Genomic DNA, 19,471 nt, shown 5'->3' with positions numbered 1-19,471 from the left:
AAATTTTGGTTCAATAAAAAAAGCAAGTTTTTAAACTTGCTTTATACTTTTTATTTGTATCAATCTTTACTATAATTGTAACGATTGTTTCCCTTTTGCAATATAATCAGTCGAGCCGATTTCCTGACAACTAAAGTCGCCGTTTTCATAGGTTAAACGAGTAACAGAGCCATTAGCTAAGTCCATTCGTACATTGCTTTCTTCATTAATTAAGTTTAATAAAAACGCGATTGTAAGTCCGTGAGAAACAACTAATGCTTTACCACCGCCACTTTTTTCTATACGATAAGCGATATCTTCAAAGCCTGTACGTACACGATAACTTAGCTCCTCATAGGTTTCGGCCCAATTGGCTGTATCGGCATCATAAATTGCTTGACAAATTTCTTTAAAGGTTGTTTCTTTATCGATCATTTCATCATAGTTGCTAAAATTTAAAACTCGAGGAACAACACCCCACATTTCGGCATCATAACCGCCTTCTAGCGAACCAAAACACCATTCACGAATACGTTTATCTACACGAAAAGGGATTTGTGAGCCCTTAGGATGTTCACTTAAAATCAGCCGTGCTGTCTCAATCGCACGCCCAGAATCACTAGAATAAGCCTCTTTAAAGTCAATATCTTTTAGACCTGCTCCTAAATAGCGTATACCTTCTACGCCCGTTTTGGTAAGAGGGGTGTCACACCAACCTTGGACCCGTTGAACAGTATTAAACATTGTTTTACCATGTCTTACTACATATAATTCTGTTTTTGTCATTTTTTCCACTCCTTGGTTAATTAATTTTCAAAAAAGGGTTTGTTGTCTTCTCATAAGCAATCGAAGTTGTCTGTCCATGCCCTGGATATACTTTATAATGATCTGGTAAAACAAGCAGCTGAGAAGTAATGCTGTGAAGTAACTGCTCGAAATCTCCTGTATGTAAATCTGTTCGACCTATACTGCCATGAAATAAAGTATCTCCGGAAACAACGAAACCATCAAAAATAAAACTCACACTGCCAATTGAATGTCCCGGAGTAGGAACGACCTTAAAGGACATGTCAGCTAAAGTATATTCACGCAACTCTAATTTATATTCCGCCGGCCGGACAAGTACTTGTTTTTCCTTGGATAAACTTTCTGATAAATTCAGCGCAGGACGTTGCAGCCATTCGATTTCTAAAGGGCTTATATAGACAGGAACTTGAAACTCATCCCGCAAATCGTCGACGGCACCAATATGATCATAATGAGCATGAGTTAATAAAATAGCAACAGGCGTTGCGCCTATTTGTGTAATTTGTTGAGAAATGTTAGCTGCATTGGCTCCTGGATCGATAATCAAAAGAGATTGCTTTTGCCATATGAGATAACAGTTTTCCATAAGGTCGCCTGTTACTATACGCGCTACATGCATAAAGGCTAGCCTCCTTTGTCAAGATAGTAACTTAAGTATAACGTAAATTATGCATACAAACAAAGAAGAAAAATGTTTTTTTTATTCCCTGTTAAAAAAGAACAAAATATTTTATAATAATGGTTTAAGAGAGGGTGAAAGCATGCTTGATGAGAAAATTTCTGTAAGAAAGCTCGTCGAATTTATTTTGCGAAAAGGAAATCTAGATGAACGAAAAATTAGTAACCATACAGCACAAGAAGGCGCGCGCATTCATAGAAAATTACAAAAAGCGGCAGGGGATACATACCAAAAAGAAGTTTTTCTAAAGGAAGAAACAACGATTAATAACGACAAAATTATTGTTGAAGGACGGGCAGACGGTGTTTTCAAAGAAGATCAACTATGGGTGATTGATGAAATCAAAACTTCAGAAGTACGTTTTGAAGACTTAAGCCAAGCTCAAATCGAAATGTATTACTATCAAGTCATGGTTTATGCTTATATCTATTGCATGCAAAACGAGTTGTTTGAAATTCAAGTACAATTAACTTACTACCAAACGGTTGAAGAAAAAATAACGCAAAAAAGACGTACTTACGATTGGAGTTTTTTAAAAGATTTTTTTGACGATTTAATTAAGGAATATCACAAATGGCTAGTTTTTCAGGCTGATTGGCGCAAAAAAAGAAATTTCTCACTGACAAACTTAGCCTTCCCCTTTGCCAAATTTCGTAAAGGACAGCGTGAACTTGCGAGTGCAGCTTATAAAACATTTCGCAATGATCAAGAATTGTTTGTTGAAGCTCCTACAGGCGTAGGTAAAACCATATCTACACTTTTTCCTGCGCTTAAGGCACTGGGCGAAGATCGTGCAGATCGTATCTTTTATCTGACAGCTAAAACAATTACACGCCAAGCAGCACAAGATGCATTGGCTACTTTAGCGGTTGACGGTGTTCAATTAAAAAGTATTACGATCACTGCTAAAGACAAAATTTCTTTTTTAGAAGAACAAGATAAAAGTCCAGAAGAGAATCCGTATGCGGTAGGCTACTATGACCGTATCAACGATGGATTATGGGATCTTTTGCACCAAGAAAACCAAATGACTCGCGCTGTAATCGAATCTTATGCCAGAAAGCATCAACTTTCGCCTTTTGAACTATCACTTGACGCTAGCCTTTTTTGCGACGTTATCATTATCGACTATAACTATTTATTTGATCCTAAAGTCTATCTTCGTCGTTTTTTTGAAAATACAGATGAAGATTATTATTTTTTGATTGATGAAGCGCATAACCTAGTAAATCGTTCGAAAGAGATGTATTCAGCATCAGTTCATTATCAGTCTTTTAAAAATGTTATTAAAAGTTTTTCAAAAAACGATAAAAAAATTCAAAGAAGTCTACGCAAAATTGATGAAGAATTTACTTCTATCAAACAAATAGCTCAAGAGGATGGTTGGAATTTTCATCATCAAAAAGCACCAGCTGAAACACTGACTAAACTTTTATTACGCTTTAGTGAACTAACGAAAGAATGGTTGGCAGCTAATCCAGAAAATCCGGCAAGTGAAAAAGTCTTAGACCTTTATTTTGAAGTTTTACAATTTTTAAAAATCAGTGAATTATATAATGAAACATACGAAACGATGATAAAAATCAAATATCATGATGTAGAAATTCGCCAATTTTGCATGTCACCAGCACCTTTTTTATCTGACACGCTTAATAAAGGCAAGGCAAGTGTGCTTTTTTCTGCCAGTTTGACTCCTCTGCCATATTATCAAGAAGTACTAGGAGGAAATCGCGAGGCTCTACGTTATCGATTACCAAGTCCATTCCCAGAAGAAAATCAACAGGTACTGATTGCTAACTATATTCAAACAACCTACAAAAAAAGGAGTACTAGTTATTATCCGATTGCTCAAGCGATTGCAGAAGCAGTGAATGCGAAAAAAGGAAATTACTTAGTATTTTTTCCTTCCTATGAGTATCTGGATAATTGCTATGAAGTTTTCCGTCAACTTTTTCCTGACATTCAGGTCGTTTTACAAGATACTCAAATGAACGAACAGGAAAGAGAGGACTTTTTAGTAAAATTTACGAAAAAACCTGAGCGTTCTCTAATAGGCTTTTGTGTTTTAGGGGGCATTTTTTCAGAAGGCATTGACTTAAAAGGTTCTCGACTTATTGGCAGTATTATTGTAGGTGTTGGTTTGCCTCAAATGAATCATGAACAAGAATTAATCAAAGACTACTTTGAAGAAAAAGAGGGGAAAGGTTTTGAGTATGCCTATCGTCTGCCGGGTATGAATAAGGTATTACAAGCTGCTGGTCGAGTTATTCGTGATACAGACGATAAGGGCATTGTTTTGCTTTTAGACCAACGTTTTACAACAAAACAGTATCGTCAGTTATTTCCAGCACACTGGCGCAATATGAAAGTTTGTTACAACCAGCGGCAATTAACACAAGAACTGCAATCTTTCTGGCAAAAAACCAAGTAATTTTCCATATACAGACTCATACTAAAAGAAGCAAAAGATTGTTAAAATATTTACAAAAGAAAGAAAACAAGTTATGATTTGTTTAAAAGAGCAGGTAAGGGGGCGACAAAATGGGAGTTAGCCGAACTGAAGATGAAATCAAAGAAATTAAAGACAATATCTTGATGACACTGGAGACGGTAATCGATCCAGAATTGGGAATTGATATTGTCAATTTAGGTTTAATCTACGATGTTGAATTTGATGATACAACTGGCGATACAGAAATTAAGATGACGCTTACAACAATGGGATGCCCGCTCGCTGATATTCTGACAGAAGAAATTATGGGAGCATTAAATGAAATCCCTGAAGTCAATCAAGTCGATGTAAAATTGGTATGGTATCCACCATGGACGCCAGATAAATTAAGCCGGTATGCACGGATTGCATTAGGAATTAGATAAATAAAAGTCTTTTACTTTAATTTAGAAATCAAGTTTAGAAAACAAACACTAAATATATAAATCAACACTATGATTTATAAGAACAGTAAAAACATTCTACCGCTTGTTCAAGTTCGCCAAAAAAAGAACTTGAACAAGCGGTTTTAATATGAATAAAAAAATAAGCAAACACTTAACAACATCCCTCAATCATTGGTAAGACTTGTTAACATATAAACGATAAAAATTGTTTCCCTTATTGCTTTTTAGCTTCAGGTTAGATAAACTACTATCAAATATTATCAGTTACCATAGGAGGTAAAGCCATGTTAGAGACAACTTTTCATGATTATACATTTCAATCCCCTTTGATGAATGCTTCTGGCGTGCATTGTATGTCGGCAGAACAATTGGACGAGTTAGCTAATTCAAAGGCAGGTACATTCGTAACCAAAAGTGTAACAAAGAAAAAAAGACAGGGAAATCCGGAACCAAGATACTATGAAACGAATCTCGGGAGTATCAATTCGATGGGGCTACCTAATCTAGGTTTTGATTATTACCTTGATTATCTTGATAAACGTCAAAAAATGACGTCTACGCCCGTCTTTTTTTCTGTCGCTAGTATGAGTATGCAAGATAATATTGAAACCTTAAAGAAACTGGAAGATAGTAACTTTCGCGGGTTTACGGAATTAAATTTGTCTTGTCCGAATGTTTTAGGTAAACCTCAAGTTGCTTATGACTTTGATATGACAGAGAAAATCTTAACAGAAGTATTTTCTTTTTTTACTAAACCGCTAGGGGTAAAACTACCCCCTTATTTTGATATTGCCCATTTTGATCAGATGGCCACCATTTTAAATAAATTCCCTCTGACTTTTGTTAATTCTATCAATTCAGTAGGGAATGGTCTGATCATTAATCCAGAAAAAGAGCAAGTAGTTATTAAACCCAAGGAAGGTTTCGGAGGTATTGGCGGTCAATATATCAAACCGACTGCTTTAGCAAATGTACGAGCTTTTTATGTTCGTTTAAATCCATCTATTCAAATCATTGGGACTGGAGGAATTACTTCTGGTCTAGATGCTTTTGAACATATTCTATGTGGTGCCTCAATGCTACAAATTGGCACACAACTATATAAAGAAGGCCCTAAAGTTTTTGCTAGAATTTCAGATGAACTAACTACTATCATGAAAACGAAAGGTTATACGGATATTCAACAATTTCAAGGGAAATTAAAAACGCTAGAGGATCATTAGAGGTGTAGTGGAAGATGAATTTCAGAAAAGCTCAAGAACAAGATATTCCAGAAATTATGAATTTAATCGCCCAAGGTATTCAGTCGCTTAAAGAGCAAGGTTCACCGCAATGGCAAAATGGCTATGGGCCCACTGAACAGCAAGTTAAACAAGATATTAAAAACGGCAATGGTTATGTTTTAGACGAGAAAAAGATAGTCGCTTATGCAAGCTTGATAGGAGGTGTTGATCCAGTCTATACAGCTATTGAAGATGGAGAGTGGGAAGGAAAGGAGCCTTACGTTTCCATTCATCGTGTCGTGGTTAGCACTCAGTTAACAGGCAAAGGAATGGCTCGAAAAATGTTGCTTTATTTAATTAACACGAGCCAACAACTCGGTTTTAACGATATACGTATCGATACCTATCCTTTAAATGCAGGAATGCAAAAAGCGATAAAAAATGCTGGTTTTACTTATCGGGGAAAAGTGAACTTCCCCATTCCTTATGGCGATCGCTGGGCTTATCAATATTTAACCAACGAATAAAAATCTCTTTTACTTATATAGTACTCTCTTCCAAAATTAGATATAAAAGCTAGTTTTTGGAGATTTGCTTATTAAAAAGCTTTTTTGTTTACAATGATAGGGATTTAATAGGAATTTTTAAAGAACTAAAAATAAAATAGCATCTCTTAGTTATTTTTGATATGATTTTTATTGAGGAAGTTATTAATTTGTGTATTTCTTAACTAAAATATTACTGAACACAAACCTTCTTTTTTACAGCAAAAATGGTAAAATAAGAGGAAGAAAAGCAGAGGAGGTTATTATTATGGCAGAACAAAAGAAACCTGAGAATAACAAAGGTTCTGCAGATCAATTACAAAGTCCAAGTTTTGATGAAATCAAAGAAGTGGCATTTCAAAATGTGGGCTCAATGCTAAAAGACTTGCAAGCTTTTGAAAGGGCCATCCAAAATGAAGATATAGCTGAAATTTACCGTATCTATAAGGGAAAATTACATGAAGAGTTGAAAAAAACCTCAAATAAAAACCATGAAATCGATGAGCTTTTAGCCCAAAAGATTCATAATAGTTTTACACAAGCTTTTCCTTTTATTTATCATGTACAAAAAGTTTCTCCTACAATAAATTATTATCAATTAGGTACTTACTATCGTGAGCGTCCAACTATTGCTATTGATGCTAGTGTGCCAGAAATATTTATTTTACCCAAAATTGATAAAGAGTGGCGTGAATTTGCACCAGGTAAGCGCGATGCCTTAAATAAAATCGAAAATCAAATGGACGAATTAGATGCAAATTTGATTGCTGCTGAATCTGAAGTAGAGGCAATCGATGAGCAAATTAAAGAAATAGAAAGCGAAAAGGCTTCGGTAGAAAATACAAAAGGGTTATTTAACCGCAATAAAACAGAAGAAGAAATTGAGGAGCTAGATAATAAACTAGAAGCATTAGAAGAAAAAAGAGAAGGCTGGCTGCCTTATATTGAAGATAAGAGTAAAACAAATAAGCAAAAAGAACAATTGATGAAAAGTCATCACGATATTCGACTAAAACAAGCGATTGTCACAAAAGAGTTTCGCTTAATCCAACAGTATTTTGGTTCACTAAAAGCAATGAACCAAGAGATTCAAGATTTTCTAACTGCTTATTTAGATTCAGCTAAAGGAGGGGATAGGGCATGAGCGAAAAGGAAAATAAGTCTAGACAACTCCAGAAAACAAAGCAAAATGATCGGATAACAGATCCTTACTATCAAGAAAAAGCTCAAAGTCATGATGAAATCGTCTCGTGGATTGCTTCAGCTGAAAAAGAGCTAGCTGATTTGCGCTTACGTAAAACTTTATTGGAAAATGATTTTTCTCAATTATTAAGTGAATACCGTCGTTTAATTATCACTGATGCTGCTATCTCAACAATTGCTAAAACGAGCTTGTTGTCGTATCTTACTTATGAATTACTAAAACCGCTAAATGATACCACTTTGAACCAGACAAGCAATTATAACGTTTGGCAGGCAAAATACTTTTTAGTGAAATATCAATTAACTGATAAAAAAGAATTAGCTTTAAGTTTTAAAATGAACGTCATTGATCCGCGCTTTGAAGCGAAGTTTATGCCCTTGATTTTACTAGATTTACAAAAGATGACAGCAACAGTAGACGAACGTCAAGTATTAGAATTGATTCGTTTATGGTATTCAGAAAAGATATTTTCTCGCAATCAACTCACTCTTATCAATTATGATTTAAATCGTCTGTTAGCAAACTTTAAACAACTTGGATTTGACGTATCTCCAAGTCTTTTAGATAACACTCGAGCTCTTTCAGTAAATCTAGAAAGCGACTTTCCTTTAGAAACTCGTATTTTAGATGCCATCTTTATAACAACAATGGATGCTACCGAATATGACTTTGATAAAATTGGACAAGACAATTATCAAGTAAAATTAAATCAGGAACAAAATGTATTTATAAAATCGGAGAAAAATAGAACGCATTTATTTATCGATTCAAACAATCGACGCCGTTCAATTTTGGATTTTTTCACGCACTATCCATTTTTTGTACCTCTGATTGTCCGAGAATAAGTAGAAAAGTCTGGAAAAACCTTCCGGACTTTTTTCATTAATAAAGGTGAAATGTATGTATGAAGATTTAAATGAGATAAAAAAATTTTGGAATGACTTTGCTAAAGAATATACTGCTATCCAAAGGGAATCTCAATTATCCATTCAACAAGATGTAGTCACTTATTTACAACGACAAGCACTTTTACCTCAAGAAAGTTTCTTAGATTTAGCGGGTGGCAGCGGAAAGTATATTTCTTATTTTATCCCTTATGTAAAAAAATATGTATTAGTCGACTTATCTTCTAGTATGTTACAAATTGCAGCAGACAACTACAAGTATCCAAATCTATCTTTAGTAGAAAGCAGTCAACAGGCTTTTTTAGCACAAACACAGAATCGCTCATTTGATCTAGTTTTTAGTGCGATGAATCCAGCGCTTACAACAATAGAACAATTAAAAGAAGTCATCCGTGTTAGCAAAAAGTACGTCTGTATTTTACGCCTTGTACAAGAAGAAGATTTGCTATTTTCTCCTATTGAGGAAAAACTTTATGGTAAGCCGGAAGAGTTATCGTGGATGTCTACTTATAAAAAATGGCTAAAAAACTCCTTTCACTCAAAAACTTTTCATTATACAGTTGATGAAAAAATCAGCGCTGCTTTTTTTCGTTTATATTTTGCAGACGAATTGTCAATAACAGAGTTAAACGAAAAAATGAAACAGCTATTTCAAGGAAAAAAAGAAATCAAAAACACAACCCATTATACTTTTGAACTACTTTGTTACCGCGTAAAGCAATAAGAAAATCGAGGTGAAAAGATGCAATTAATGGACTTACTCGATAAAGATCAAAAAATTCAAGTCAAAATCTTAGTCTATTTTTTACGTAATGAAAAAACGATTAAAGTAAAAGAACTTGCTGAGCAAATAGATGTGTCTTATCCAACATTGCAAAAAGGAATTTCAACATTGACTCACAGCCTACAAGATTTTGACCAAAAAGCTGTTTTAGCGAAAAAAAATAGTGACTTCTTGCAGTTGGATTTGCCCAATGACTTTTCAGTCAAAAAGTTTCTGTATACATATTTAGAGCAAGCTATAAATTATAATTTATTAACCGATATTTATCAGGAAAAAGAAATTTCTATCACAAAGCTTGCTTTTAAAAACAATTTGAGCGAAGCTTCTATATTTAGACGATTAAAAACCATTAATCGTTTATTAGCAGAATTTGATCTACAATTTAAAAATAAGAAATTGTATGGCAGCGAGCTGCAGATTCAATTTTTTTATTTTCAATTATTTAAAGGTGCTATTCCAGAAAGTCATCTAAAGATGTTAGTTACAGACCCTTCTATTAAAAATTTAATGCAGGTGATAGAAGACCATTTTCATTTTCAATTCAACAAAAGACAAAATCAGTTGTTAAGTTTGCGTTTGCATATTTTACAACGTCGCTTAGACTATCGACAAGTACCCAAACAAAAAATTCCGGTAGATATGATGAAACAATTAGAACAAGACCCTTTCTATCAAGAATTAAAAAATATCATGACACGTTTTCTAAGTCGCTTTGCATTATCAGAAACGGAGTACGAAGCTGTTTATCTTTTTCTATTTTTTATCAGTGAAGGACTTTTACCACAAAAAAGTAAATGGTGGAAGTTATCCGCTCTTGTTCAATATTTCTTATCTATTAACAAAAAAATTTATCAAATCATTACTGAAGAAAAGGGATATGATCCAACTTTTGCCGTCTTTCTTTTACAAAATCATATAAAAATTGCCTTTTACAATGGGGAAATTATTTTTAATGAACAAAGAACTCTACTTTTATCTGATATTGACTCACAAACGATGAATCAATGTATGTCGGTGGTGGAAAAAAAACTCTCTCGTGATGTATCCCATGCTCAATGGGAGATGCTTGATCATTCCTATGGACTAATTTGGGATATCTATCAAAGACGGCAACAAAAAGAATTGCTTGTGGGTGTGGTAGATGATGAGTCCTTACAAGCCGAAGAAACATTTCGCTTTATCAAGCAATCACTGGCAGGAATGTCTCATATTATAGTAGAGAAAGCTGAAAATAGAAGGTACGATTTATTAATTGCCTTTTCGCATTCCGATGTACAGGAATTTGATTATAAAAGCCTCTATCTTTTAACAGGAACGTTGTCTTCGTTTGAAGAACAACGATTAAAACAAGCGGCCAAAGCGATGATTGAAGGAAATTAGAAAGGAGATTCAAAAAATGCGTGTAGTTATTATCGGTGGTTCGCATGCAGGAATCGCGGCTGCGAGACATTTAAAAAAAATTGATGCTAACGTCGAAGTAGTTATTATTGAACGCAGTACCATTTTGGGCTATATAGGAAGTAGTTTGAATCTTTATTTAGAAGGAGAAATTACCGACTTATCCGAAGCAAAAACAACGACATTTGATCAACTGTTAGCTGAAAAAATTAATGTGTTGTTAAACACAGAAGCAATAAAAATTCAAACCGAGAAAAAAGAAGTGGTTATCTCCACGACTAGAGATAAAAAGTCCACAGAAAAGGTAATCTTTTACGACTATTTGATACTGGCTATGGGTTCAAGTCAATACCAAACATATTTACCCTTACGGTCCGAACATGAAATCATTAATTATAAGACTCTGCCTCAAGCAAAACAAGCGGTTAAAACCCTGTGCACTGCTGGCAAGGTAGTCATTATCGGAGCGGGTCTCATCGGATTTGAATTGGTAGAATCTTTAGCAAAATTAAAAAAAGAAATTTACTTAATTGAGCGCATGGATAACATTTTATTCCGTTACTTTGACCATGAGATCACACAAAAATTACTTGAAAAATTGCCAGAGAATGTACACCTTCTGCTAAATAGCAGCGTAAAAGAAATTCAGTTAGATAAAAAAGACACTGTAAATGGAGTAGTTTTAACTGACGATCAAATGATCGCTTGCGATGCAGTTGTTTCTGCCGTCAATCCACGACCAAATATCTCTTTAGTTGATAAAAGTTTAGCTATAAATAAAGACGGAACCATAAGTACCAATGAATATTTACAAACTTCTGATCCAGCGATTTATGCTGCAGGGGATTTGATTTCGATTGCGTTTAATGCGTCTTCTTCTTTGCTTTATGTTCCTCTGGTTACTAATGCCTATCGCAGTGGTATCATCGCTGCTTCAAATATCCTATTAAAAGAAAAAATTCCTTTTCCAAAAGTACAAAGAACAGTAGCTACCGAACTTTTTCAGATGTATCTAGCTAGTACAGGGGTTAATGAAGAAGAAGCGCCTTATTATGGCTTTCAAGTGAGTTCTGTTGCTAAAACTTACTCCCAAAAACATTTGTTTGTAAAAGAAGATAATTTTAAATTAACGCTAAAAATTATCTTCGATCAAAAGAGTAAACAGATTATGGGTGGACAATTAATGACTAACAGTCGAGAACAAGTAGAGATAATCAATATATTATCTACTTTAATTACTATGAAGGCGGATTTAAAGCAACTAACAACCATGGATTTTTATTTTAATCCAAAATTATCTCTGCCTTTACATTTTTTAAATGATCTGGCCATGGAAGGATTACTTGCTAAATAAAAAAACAACAAACTTTTTGTTGCTCCTACTTATTTTTTCTTAAAATAAGGCGTTTGTTTCTTGTTCTATCCTTTTTGTTGTTTTAATATTGGTGGTTGAATAAGTAAATGATAGGAGTATAACCATGAGTAAAAAAGCAATCGGAGGCATCCTCGCTTTTGTTTTTTGTGTCATTGTAAGTTTTGGCATACAACTAGCAAGTGGGCCTTTATATCATCAACCTTTAGCAAAAATTAATCAAGTGACAGTAGAAGGGCATCAACAAAAAATACAAGCGACTAAAATGAATGGGGAAGATAAAGGAGAAGACATTCATTTAACAGCTAAGTATCGTAAAAATGAATTGGATACAACACATTTTTCTAAAGGTGAACAAGTATTTTATTCTCAAGAAAAAATAGGAGAGAAAAAGCGCGACGGTTTTGTTTTCTTTATGGTCGCTTTTTTATTCTTTACTTTAATATTTGTGGGGAAAAAAACCGGAATTACTACCTTTATCAGTGTTGTTTTAAATAGCGCAGCCTTATTTTTAATCATAGCAATCTATCGTAACTTTACGAATATTTCGTTAGTCTTTTTTACTGCAATTTATACCGTGCTTTCAATTGCAGTAACCTTATTTTTAATTGACGGTATTAAAAAAAATAGCTTGCAAAAGTTCTTTGCGACCCTTTTAACCGTATTCAGCGCCTTTTTTATCTGCTTTATTGCCATGGAGATTTTCAACGACAAAGGGTTGCGCTTTGAAGATATGGGCGTTTTAACTAGACCTTATCGACCGATATTTTTATCTGGGCTACTTGTAGGAGCCATTGGTGCTTCGTTAGACACTGTTGTTACTGTCATTTCGACTTTGGAAGAAATTGAACTAAAAAACCCTGCCGTTACACTCAATCAGCTGATAAATTCAGGAAAAAATGTCGGCGCAGACATTAGTTCGACAATGATTAATGTATTGGTCTGTTCTTATTTTAGCAGTGCCATTCCAATGATGCTTATTTACTTACATAACGGATGGCCTTTTGCTCAAACAGTCAGCATGTTATTGTCACTAGAATTTGTCCGTGTTTTATGCGGTGGTTTTGGCATTTTACTTTCAATTCCATTTTCCCTTCTGTTCTTTCAATTAAGTAGACGGGAGGCCAAACAATGAATGTTATTACTAGCTTATTAGTGGTATTTATTCTATTAATTGTACTCATTTTAGGAAAGTCATCTTTTTACGCATTAAGCGGCTTATTCATGAATATTTTACTGTTTTTTATTTTAATTTTTTGTTTATATCGTCAAATTCCCGTTTACATTGCGTCTTTTACTTATATTCTTTTAAATAGTCTAGTTACCTTGGGTTACGTAAATGGATGGAACGAAAAGACAAAAGCGGCTTTTTATAGCTTAGTTCTTTTTTTAATCGTTATATCTGTTGTGTTTGTTCCTCTAATTCAAAAATTATCAATTTCAGGTTTTTCTTCACAGGAATTAGAAGAGCTTGCAACATTAGATCTTAATGTTCCTATTTCTTTTACCCAATTAAGTGTCTCTGTCATTTTAATAGGAGTTTCAGGCGCCTTGATCGATGGAAGTATGTCGATTGCCAGTGCTACAGCCGAAATTTACCAGCAGCGTTTGCAAGAATTAAATGTGAAATTACTATACAAATCCAGTATGTCTGTAGTAAAAAATATCTTAAATTCAACCGTAAATACCATTTTATTTGCTTTTATTAGTACAGGTCTAGCTCTTATTTTTTGGTTTCAAGATTTGGCTATCCCTTGGTATGAAATGATCAACTCACAAGCCTTTGTCTTTGAGTTTGCCGTTATTATTCTTTCAAGTATTAGTGTTGCATTTGTATTACCCTTTACAACAATCATCACTTGTCGTTATTTATTACGAAAAAAAGCCAACTGATAGCCGTTTTATTGTTTCTTTACTTCGAACCGACGCTTAGAATAATCAGATTGCAAGGAGAACAAAATGAAAACATCTTTAACAACACAAATGGAAGAATCGCTGTATTCTTTTATTAGAGAAAGTGGTGCTGTGGTAGTTGAAGAAGTTACTATGCCCGATGAGCAAGGAATCGTAGATACTCTTAGCTGCCATATGGATAGCAACCAAAAGTTTGAATGGCGCTGTTATGAGCTCAAAGTGAACAAGGCTGACTTTCATTCTAAAGCAAAATTATCCTTTATCGGTCATTATAATTATTTTGTTTTACCAGAAAACCTTTATACAGCTGTAAAAAAAGAAATTCCTCCTCATATCGGCGTCCTTGTTTACCACCCTTACTTGTCAGATGATTTGGGTGTTCCTGGCTTTTTTACTACGGAGAAAAAACCACAAAAACAAGAACTGCTAGTCAACGAACAAGAATTACTCTATCGGCTGATTACATCCCAAGCAAGAGAAGTAAGCAAAGCCAAAAAAACTGCTCGAGGTTTACGAGTATTTGGTACAAAACAAATCTACCAAGAATTGAAAAAACGCCAACCAGAATATGACTTATTTGGTGGCGGTGTTAATTACTACGATCGTTTTATTGAAGAAACACAAAGCCAAACAGTCGAAGCATTAAAACAGGAACTAGAAGCAACGCGGGCGGCTTATTTTCAGTTAGAACAACGCCTTTTTAAAGGAGATTAAATCATGTATTATCCTTATTTTAGAGGAAAACAATTTGACCTTTTGGCTTTACGAGCCCTTTTGGAACAAAATTTATTGTCAAAAAAAATACAACCGATTATTGAGCCTGTAAAACATACAACTGCTTTACAGAAACTTTTTGAAATAGCCCAAAAACAACATTATCCTATTTATTTAATTGAAAACCCTCAAGTAGGTGATTTTAATACCGAAACAGGAAATCTGACGCTTCAATCTTTTTCTGCTAAAAAAGCGCTAATAGTAGATCAGCCTTTAGAAACGATAGAAAAAAATGCTGACCTATGGATCGTTAATCAACCTTCAGCGGCTTTAACAAGTGATTGGTCCAATAACCAGAAAAAAGTCCTTGTTCCACCAGAATTTCGTTTATTAAATACAGTGCAAGGAGAAAAAGTTTTATCTGTAGACCATTTTACTCGTCTACCCAAACCAAGTTTTTATCAAGAGAAAACAGATGAATTTTTTTCAAACGATCACCTAATTTACAAACAAAGAGGATTTACGGGCTTTAGCGATTTTTCAATTGATAGTCGCATTTATTATGAGAAAGGATATCCGTCCCCGCTATTAAGCTTACACATTGTTTATTTTGATCAAAAGACATTACGGATTCATCATTTCTTATCTCCAGAAGATTTGCCCTCTCAAAAAGAAAAATTTCTAGTATTAATGCAAGAAGTTAAAACGTGGCAAAAATTTTTAGCTAAAGAAAAGATGACCGCAGGTTTGACTATATTATTTGATTATGCAGAAAAAGAAAAATTTCCCGGCCTGGGAGTCATGCGTAAGGCTGCGGTCATGCATCATATGGAGATAATGAGTCGTTATCTAGAAGAAAAGGACGGGTGAGCTTGTATCTTTTAAATTTACATTCGTAAACGATAGTGTTATATTGTAATTGTATTTTGTGTAAATCAAAAAATGAGGGGATGAAAGAGATGCAAAAAAAGAAAATCTTTACTTTGGTTACTTTGCTCACCTCAGCACTATTGTTAGGTGCTTGCAGCAGTGGGGAGTCTAGTCAAGAAAACCAGAATCACTCATCTGAAAGTGAACATATGAGTCATATGGATGATTCTAGTCACCACATGGAAGAATCTAGTGGACATATGAATCATCAGGATATGGAAATGGAACACAACCGAAACGAAGAAAAGCCTGAAAATATGCAAGACGCAGATAATCCTGAATACCCGGTAGGAGAAAAAGTAAAAGTTACTGATGCTCATATGGACATTATGGAAGATGTGACAGCTACTGTTTCAGGCGCCTACGATACTACATTATATCAAGTGACATTCACGCCTGAAGGTAGTGATGAACCAATGAAAGATCATAAATGGGTTGTAAAAGAGGAGCTGGAATCTGACAGTGATTCAGATGATTTTGAAGTAGGTGACAAAGCAACACTTAAAGCAGATCATATGGCTGGAATGCAAGGTCAAGAGGCTGTGATTACCGGTACCCATGATGGACCTGCTTATATGATCGATTTTGAACCAGCAGATGGTAGTGAAAAATTTACTAATCATAAGTGGGTGACAGAAGATGAACTAGGTCCAAATGAAGAATAAGTACCTCTCGCTTTAACGAAATGAAATATTTGAAGCGTTTTTTTCGGTTTGATACAATGGAATTGAAGCTTACCAAAGCTTTAAAAAGTTCAAGGAGGACTACTTCATGAAAACTTACGACAAATTATTCTACAATGGACAATGGCAAGAAGCACAATCAAATGACTACTCAGATGTGATTAACACTGCAAACGAAGAAGTAATTGCAAAAGTAGTAAAAGCTTCACACAGTGATGTAGATAAGGCAGTCGCAGCTGCAAAAGCGGCTTTTGAACAATGGAATAATACTTCTCCTGAAACACGTGCGAAATATATTGAAAAAATCAAAAAGGGGATAGAAGACCGCCAAGACGAAATTGCTGATACGATGGTGCAAGAATTAGGCGCTTCTAAAACATTTGCTCAAAATGGACAAGTGCCACAATCATTAAACGAAATTCAAGGAACGTTAGATGAATTTAAAGACTTTAAATTTGAAGAAGAAGTTGATAATGCAACGATTATTAAAGAAGGTTATGGTGTAGTTGCTTGCGTAACACCTTGGAATTATCCAATGAACCAAATTCAACGTAAAATTACGCCAGCTTTACTTGCTGGAAATACTGTAGTCGTCAACCCAGCAACGAATACACCACTTACCGCAATCATCTATGCTGAAATTATTGAAGAAGCAGGACTGCCAAAAGGCGTCTTCAACTTGGTTACAGGTAGCGGTAGTGACACAGGAGATTATTTGACTAAACATCCAGATGTTGCTGTTATTTCCTTTACAGGGTCAACAGCCGTTGGAAAAGGACTGTATGAAAATGCTGCAACCACAGTGAAAAAATTAGTCCTTGAATTAGGCGGTAAATCTCCGATGGTTTATCTTAAAGGCGGCGATTTGCAACTAGCTGTTAAGTCAGCTGCAAGCACTGTTTTAGATAATCAAGGTCAAACTTGTTCGGCATTAACTCGCTTATTAGTTCCAAAAGATGAACTTGAAAGAACCAAAGAAGTCATCCAGGACTATTATAAGGATATCAAAGTAGGCGATCCATCTGAAGATGATACACGAGTAGGACCTATGGTATCTGAAGATCAAATGAATACTGTTTTGGATTACATTCAAACAGGTATAGATGAAGGAGCAAATGTATTTCTTGGAGGTAATCGACTCAACCGCAAAGGATACTTTGTCGAGCCAACTGTCTTTACAGACGTTACGAACGATATGACGATTGCCCAAGAAGAAATTTTCGGTCCCGTTTTAGTTGTTATCACTTATGATACACAAGAAGAAGCTGTTAAAATTGCCAATGACACTTCTTATGGTTTGTCTGGTGCTGTAGTAGGCCCTGAAAAAGAAGCGATGGATGTTGCTCGTCAACTAAGAACAGGAAATATTACGGTTAATGGCGGTGCCCGTTCACCAAAAGCTCCATTTGGTGGTTATAAACAATCAGGTATCGGCCGCGAAAACGGACTTTATGGTTTAGAAGATTATTTAGAAGTCAAAGCACTATTTAAATAATTTGACTAAATACTGAGCAATGATACGCTAGATAACGATATTCTTGTGTTATTTGGCGTATTTTTTGGTTGTTATCTTGGATATAAAATTCTAAACGGAACCGCAATAATATATAGAAAAGTAATCCATATTTTTTTATATCTGTCTTTTTTGTATTACAATAAAGTTATAAGAAATAAATAAAGGTTTTATGGAGGGAATAAAATGAGCAGTTTAGAAAATAATAATAGCTACGAATATGTGATTGTAGGTGGCGGAATGGTCGCAGGTTATGCGATCAATGGTATACGAGAAAAAGACACTGGTGGGGACGTATTGGTTGTTTCAAAAGACGCGGATGTTCCTTATGAACGCCCTGCTTTAAGTAAAAAATTATGGCTGGATGATGAATTTACAGAAGAAAATATAAAAGTTGGGGCTGAAAAGCAACCCAATGTCTCCTTTAAGTTTAATACAACAGTCAACAAAATCGATCGCCAAAGTAAAACAATCCAATTGGGAGACGACACCGTTGTTCATTATAATAAGTTATTATTAGCCACAGGTGGTGAGCCTACAACAATTGATGGACCTGATGACCCGCACGTCATTGTTTTTAGAGACTGGGCTGATTACCGCAAATTACGTCAATTCAGTGGAAATCACAAACATGTTATTGTAGTCGGCGGTGGTTATATTGGAAGTGAGCTTGCTGCAGCATTGATACAAAATGACACTAAAGTCACCATGATTTATCCAGAAAAAGTTTTGGGTGAAAATCAATTTCCTGAAGCTATAACCTCTGAGTACGAAGATACTTTTAGAAAAGCCGGTGTCAATTTAGTCAATGGCAAAAAAGCTGAGTCTTATCAACGGGAAAAAGACCAACTTGTCGTTACGTTAGATGATGGATCACAAATAAAAGGGGATACTCTTGTCATAGGTTTGGGGGTAACACCACGCCTTACTCTTGCCAAAGCGAGTGGTTTAGAATTAGCTGAAGATGGTATTGAAGTAGATGAATATCTACAAACGAGTGATCCTTCCATCTGGTCTGCTGGTGACATTGCTTATTATCCTGATAAAATATTAGGTCGTCAAAGAATCGAACACGTAGACCATGCCAGAAATTCCGGACAACAAGTGGGCAGAAATATGGCTGGAGCGCATGAACCTTACACGCACACTCCTTATTTCTATTCCAATATTTTTTCTATTTCATGGCAAGCCATTGGGAGCATTCATCCATCCTTACCGCAAATATTTGACAAGCGCGAAGAGGGAACAATCGTTTACTTCTTAAAAGATCAACAGCTTGTTGGCGTTTTGGTTTGGAATGTTAACGTCAACTTAGACGATGTAAGAAATCTATTGGCCAATCCACCGGCTAATACAGACGAATTGGTAGGTTCAATTAAGGAAAATAAATAACTTAGCAAAATAAATTCATTTTAAAAAAACAGGTTAATCGGCAAAACACGGTTAATCTGTTTTTTTATTTTCAAATGAATAAAAAAGAGATTTACAACTGCTTATTGATTTTTATGAGTAAAAAAGGTTATGGTTAATTCAACATGTAAGTGAGAAAAAGGGGTGTACCAATGTCACGAAAAAGAAAAGAGGTTACTTTCAACCAGATTTTTCTTTGGAGTAGTTTCTTAATGATTGTTTACTTATTTTTCCAAAATTTTCATTGGATCAATATTTTATGGAGCTTATTCGTGGTACTTGTAATTGTTCCAACAGTTTATTATTTGATTAACGAACGTAGCTTTAAAGCTTTGTCTTATCAAAAAAACTCGGAATTTAGTGGTTATCTAATCCTTTTTGTTCTACTTTCAGTTGTCTTCGTCATACTTATGACAGTCATCATTAGTGCGTTTGCTCCAAGTTTACTTTAATCGTCAACTACTCAACAGGATTTATTAATGATAGTATAACATTAAGAGATTTAACGTTTTT

Annotated in this window: 19 protein-coding genes; 17 read left to right on the top strand and 2 right to left on the bottom strand. The window is 34.8% G+C overall.

The annotated features are described in order from the left end of the window. Positions 1–69: 69 nt before the first annotated feature. Both TS1_RS10330 and TS1_RS10325 read right to left on the bottom strand, forming a co-directional pair. Positions 70–765, bottom strand: coding sequence for a histidine phosphatase family protein (locus tag TS1_RS10330; protein ID WP_068710433.1), 696 nt, complete (start codon positions 763–765; stop codon positions 70–72). A 16-nt stretch (positions 766–781) separates the two neighbouring features. Beyond that, on the bottom strand, positions 782–1,405 hold the full coding sequence (locus tag TS1_RS10325) for an MBL fold metallo-hydrolase (RefSeq protein ID WP_068710432.1): 624 nt from the start codon (positions 1,403–1,405) through the stop codon (positions 782–784). Positions 1,406–1,547: 142 nt separating this feature from the next. On the opposite strand from TS1_RS10325, the gene TS1_RS10320 reads away from it, so the two are divergent. The 17 genes from TS1_RS10320 to TS1_RS10240 all read left to right on the top strand — a co-directional run bounded on the left by TS1_RS10320 (position 1,548) and on the right by TS1_RS10240 (position 19,410). Continuing rightward, positions 1,548–3,896 carry a helicase C-terminal domain-containing protein gene (locus TS1_RS10320; protein ID WP_068710431.1) on the top strand — a complete coding sequence of 783 codons (2,349 nt, stop codon included), beginning with the start codon at positions 1,548–1,550 and terminating at the stop codon, positions 3,894–3,896. Between the two features lie 110 nt (positions 3,897–4,006). Further along, positions 4,007–4,342, top strand: coding sequence for a metal-sulfur cluster assembly factor (locus TS1_RS10315; protein WP_068710430.1), 336 nt, complete (start codon positions 4,007–4,009; stop codon positions 4,340–4,342). 305 nt (positions 4,343–4,647) lie between these two features. Then, positions 4,648–5,586 (top strand): dihydroorotate oxidase, encoded by a 939-nt coding sequence (locus TS1_RS10310; protein ID WP_068710429.1) that lies wholly within the window; start codon positions 4,648–4,650, stop codon positions 5,584–5,586. 14 nt (positions 5,587–5,600) lie between these two features. Next, positions 5,601–6,113 carry a GNAT family N-acetyltransferase gene (locus TS1_RS10305; protein WP_068710428.1) on the top strand — a complete coding sequence of 171 codons (513 nt, stop codon included), beginning with the start codon at positions 5,601–5,603 and terminating at the stop codon, positions 6,111–6,113. Positions 6,114–6,399: 286 nt separating this feature from the next. Next, positions 6,400–7,275, top strand: a complete 876-nt coding sequence (locus TS1_RS10300) for a viral A-type inclusion protein (RefSeq protein ID WP_068710427.1) — start codon at positions 6,400–6,402, stop codon at positions 7,273–7,275. Further along, positions 7,272–8,180, top strand: a complete 909-nt coding sequence (locus tag TS1_RS10295; RefSeq protein ID WP_068710426.1) for a hypothetical protein — start codon at positions 7,272–7,274, stop codon at positions 8,178–8,180. The genes TS1_RS10300 and TS1_RS10295 overlap by 4 nt, the downstream gene beginning before the upstream one ends. A 55-nt stretch (positions 8,181–8,235) precedes the next feature. Further along, positions 8,236–8,964, top strand: a complete 729-nt coding sequence (locus TS1_RS10290; RefSeq protein WP_068710425.1) for a class I SAM-dependent methyltransferase — start codon at positions 8,236–8,238, stop codon at positions 8,962–8,964. Positions 8,965–8,982: 18 nt separating this feature from the next. Next, a complete protein-coding gene (locus tag TS1_RS10285) occupies positions 8,983–10,404 on the top strand; it encodes a helix-turn-helix domain-containing protein (protein WP_068710424.1) in 1,422 nt (473 codons plus the stop codon). 16 nt (positions 10,405–10,420) lie between these two features. Beyond that, complete coding sequence (locus tag TS1_RS10280) at positions 10,421–11,776, top strand: NAD(P)/FAD-dependent oxidoreductase (RefSeq protein ID WP_068710423.1); 1,356 nt, start codon at positions 10,421–10,423, stop codon at positions 11,774–11,776. 124 nt (positions 11,777–11,900) lie between these two features. Then, positions 11,901–12,929 carry a YibE/F family protein gene (locus TS1_RS10275; RefSeq protein WP_068710422.1) on the top strand — a complete coding sequence of 343 codons (1,029 nt, stop codon included), beginning with the start codon at positions 11,901–11,903 and terminating at the stop codon, positions 12,927–12,929. Beyond that, positions 12,926–13,687, top strand: coding sequence for a YibE/F family protein (locus TS1_RS10270; protein WP_068710421.1), 762 nt, complete (start codon positions 12,926–12,928; stop codon positions 13,685–13,687). Before TS1_RS10275 ends, TS1_RS10270 begins: the two co-directional genes overlap by 4 nt. A 66-nt stretch (positions 13,688–13,753) precedes the next feature. After that, positions 13,754–14,422, top strand: coding sequence for a hypothetical protein (locus TS1_RS10265; protein WP_068710420.1), 669 nt, complete (start codon positions 13,754–13,756; stop codon positions 14,420–14,422). 3 nt (positions 14,423–14,425) lie between these two features. Beyond that, positions 14,426–15,292 (top strand): sce7725 family protein, encoded by an 867-nt coding sequence (locus TS1_RS10260; protein WP_068710419.1) that lies wholly within the window; start codon positions 14,426–14,428, stop codon positions 15,290–15,292. 89 nt (positions 15,293–15,381) lie between these two features. Continuing rightward, positions 15,382–16,017 carry a YdhK family protein gene (locus TS1_RS10255; RefSeq protein ID WP_068710418.1) on the top strand — a complete coding sequence of 212 codons (636 nt, stop codon included), beginning with the start codon at positions 15,382–15,384 and terminating at the stop codon, positions 16,015–16,017. A gap of 106 nt (positions 16,018–16,123) precedes the next feature. Next, the gene (locus TS1_RS10250; RefSeq protein ID WP_068710417.1) at positions 16,124–17,530 is read left to right on the top strand and encodes an aldehyde dehydrogenase family protein; all 1,407 of its coding nucleotides are present in this window, start codon (positions 16,124–16,126) and stop codon (positions 17,528–17,530) included. A gap of 204 nt (positions 17,531–17,734) precedes the next feature. Continuing rightward, positions 17,735–18,940 (top strand): NAD(P)/FAD-dependent oxidoreductase, encoded by a 1,206-nt coding sequence (locus tag TS1_RS10245; RefSeq protein WP_068710416.1) that lies wholly within the window; start codon positions 17,735–17,737, stop codon positions 18,938–18,940. A gap of 170 nt (positions 18,941–19,110) precedes the next feature. Continuing rightward, on the top strand, positions 19,111–19,410 hold the full coding sequence (locus tag TS1_RS10240; RefSeq protein ID WP_068710415.1) for a hypothetical protein: 300 nt from the start codon (positions 19,111–19,113) through the stop codon (positions 19,408–19,410). Positions 19,411–19,471: the final 61 nt, after the last annotated feature.

It is taken from the genome of Tetragenococcus solitarius NBRC 100494, assembly GCF_001544195.1.
Taxonomy (GTDB): Bacteria; Bacillota; Bacilli; order Lactobacillales; family Enterococcaceae; genus Tetragenococcus; species Tetragenococcus solitarius.
The sequence above is the reverse complement of the archived record's forward strand: the minus strand, read 5'-3'. Positions and strand labels throughout refer to the sequence as shown.

Excerpts from the sequence above, each read along its gene's own strand:
- TS1_RS10330 (WP_068710433.1), bottom strand. The coding sequence starts at position 765 with ATGACAAAAACAGAATTATATGTAGTAAGACATGGTAAAACAATGTTT.
- TS1_RS10325 (WP_068710432.1), bottom strand. The coding sequence starts at position 1,405 with ATGCATGTAGCGCGTATAGTAACAGGCGACCTTATGGAAAACTGTTAT.
- TS1_RS10320 (WP_068710431.1), top strand. The coding sequence starts at position 1,548 with ATGCTTGATGAGAAAATTTCTGTAAGAAAGCTCGTCGAATTTATTTTG.
- TS1_RS10315 (WP_068710430.1), top strand. The coding sequence starts at position 4,007 with ATGGGAGTTAGCCGAACTGAAGATGAAATCAAAGAAATTAAAGACAAT.
- TS1_RS10310 (WP_068710429.1), top strand. The coding sequence starts at position 4,648 with ATGTTAGAGACAACTTTTCATGATTATACATTTCAATCCCCTTTGATG.
- TS1_RS10305 (WP_068710428.1), top strand. The coding sequence starts at position 5,601 with ATGAATTTCAGAAAAGCTCAAGAACAAGATATTCCAGAAATTATGAAT.
- TS1_RS10300 (WP_068710427.1), top strand. The coding sequence starts at position 6,400 with ATGGCAGAACAAAAGAAACCTGAGAATAACAAAGGTTCTGCAGATCAA.
- TS1_RS10295 (WP_068710426.1), top strand. The coding sequence starts at position 7,272 with ATGAGCGAAAAGGAAAATAAGTCTAGACAACTCCAGAAAACAAAGCAA.
- TS1_RS10290 (WP_068710425.1), top strand. The coding sequence starts at position 8,236 with ATGTATGAAGATTTAAATGAGATAAAAAAATTTTGGAATGACTTTGCT.
- TS1_RS10285 (WP_068710424.1), top strand. The coding sequence starts at position 8,983 with ATGCAATTAATGGACTTACTCGATAAAGATCAAAAAATTCAAGTCAAA.
- TS1_RS10280 (WP_068710423.1), top strand. The coding sequence starts at position 10,421 with ATGCGTGTAGTTATTATCGGTGGTTCGCATGCAGGAATCGCGGCTGCG.
- TS1_RS10275 (WP_068710422.1), top strand. The coding sequence starts at position 11,901 with ATGAGTAAAAAAGCAATCGGAGGCATCCTCGCTTTTGTTTTTTGTGTC.
- TS1_RS10270 (WP_068710421.1), top strand. The coding sequence starts at position 12,926 with ATGAATGTTATTACTAGCTTATTAGTGGTATTTATTCTATTAATTGTA.
- TS1_RS10265 (WP_068710420.1), top strand. The coding sequence starts at position 13,754 with ATGAAAACATCTTTAACAACACAAATGGAAGAATCGCTGTATTCTTTT.
- TS1_RS10260 (WP_068710419.1), top strand. The coding sequence starts at position 14,426 with ATGTATTATCCTTATTTTAGAGGAAAACAATTTGACCTTTTGGCTTTA.
- TS1_RS10255 (WP_068710418.1), top strand. The coding sequence starts at position 15,382 with ATGCAAAAAAAGAAAATCTTTACTTTGGTTACTTTGCTCACCTCAGCA.
- TS1_RS10250 (WP_068710417.1), top strand. The coding sequence starts at position 16,124 with ATGAAAACTTACGACAAATTATTCTACAATGGACAATGGCAAGAAGCA.
- TS1_RS10245 (WP_068710416.1), top strand. The coding sequence starts at position 17,735 with ATGAGCAGTTTAGAAAATAATAATAGCTACGAATATGTGATTGTAGGT.
- TS1_RS10240 (WP_068710415.1), top strand. The coding sequence starts at position 19,111 with ATGTCACGAAAAAGAAAAGAGGTTACTTTCAACCAGATTTTTCTTTGG.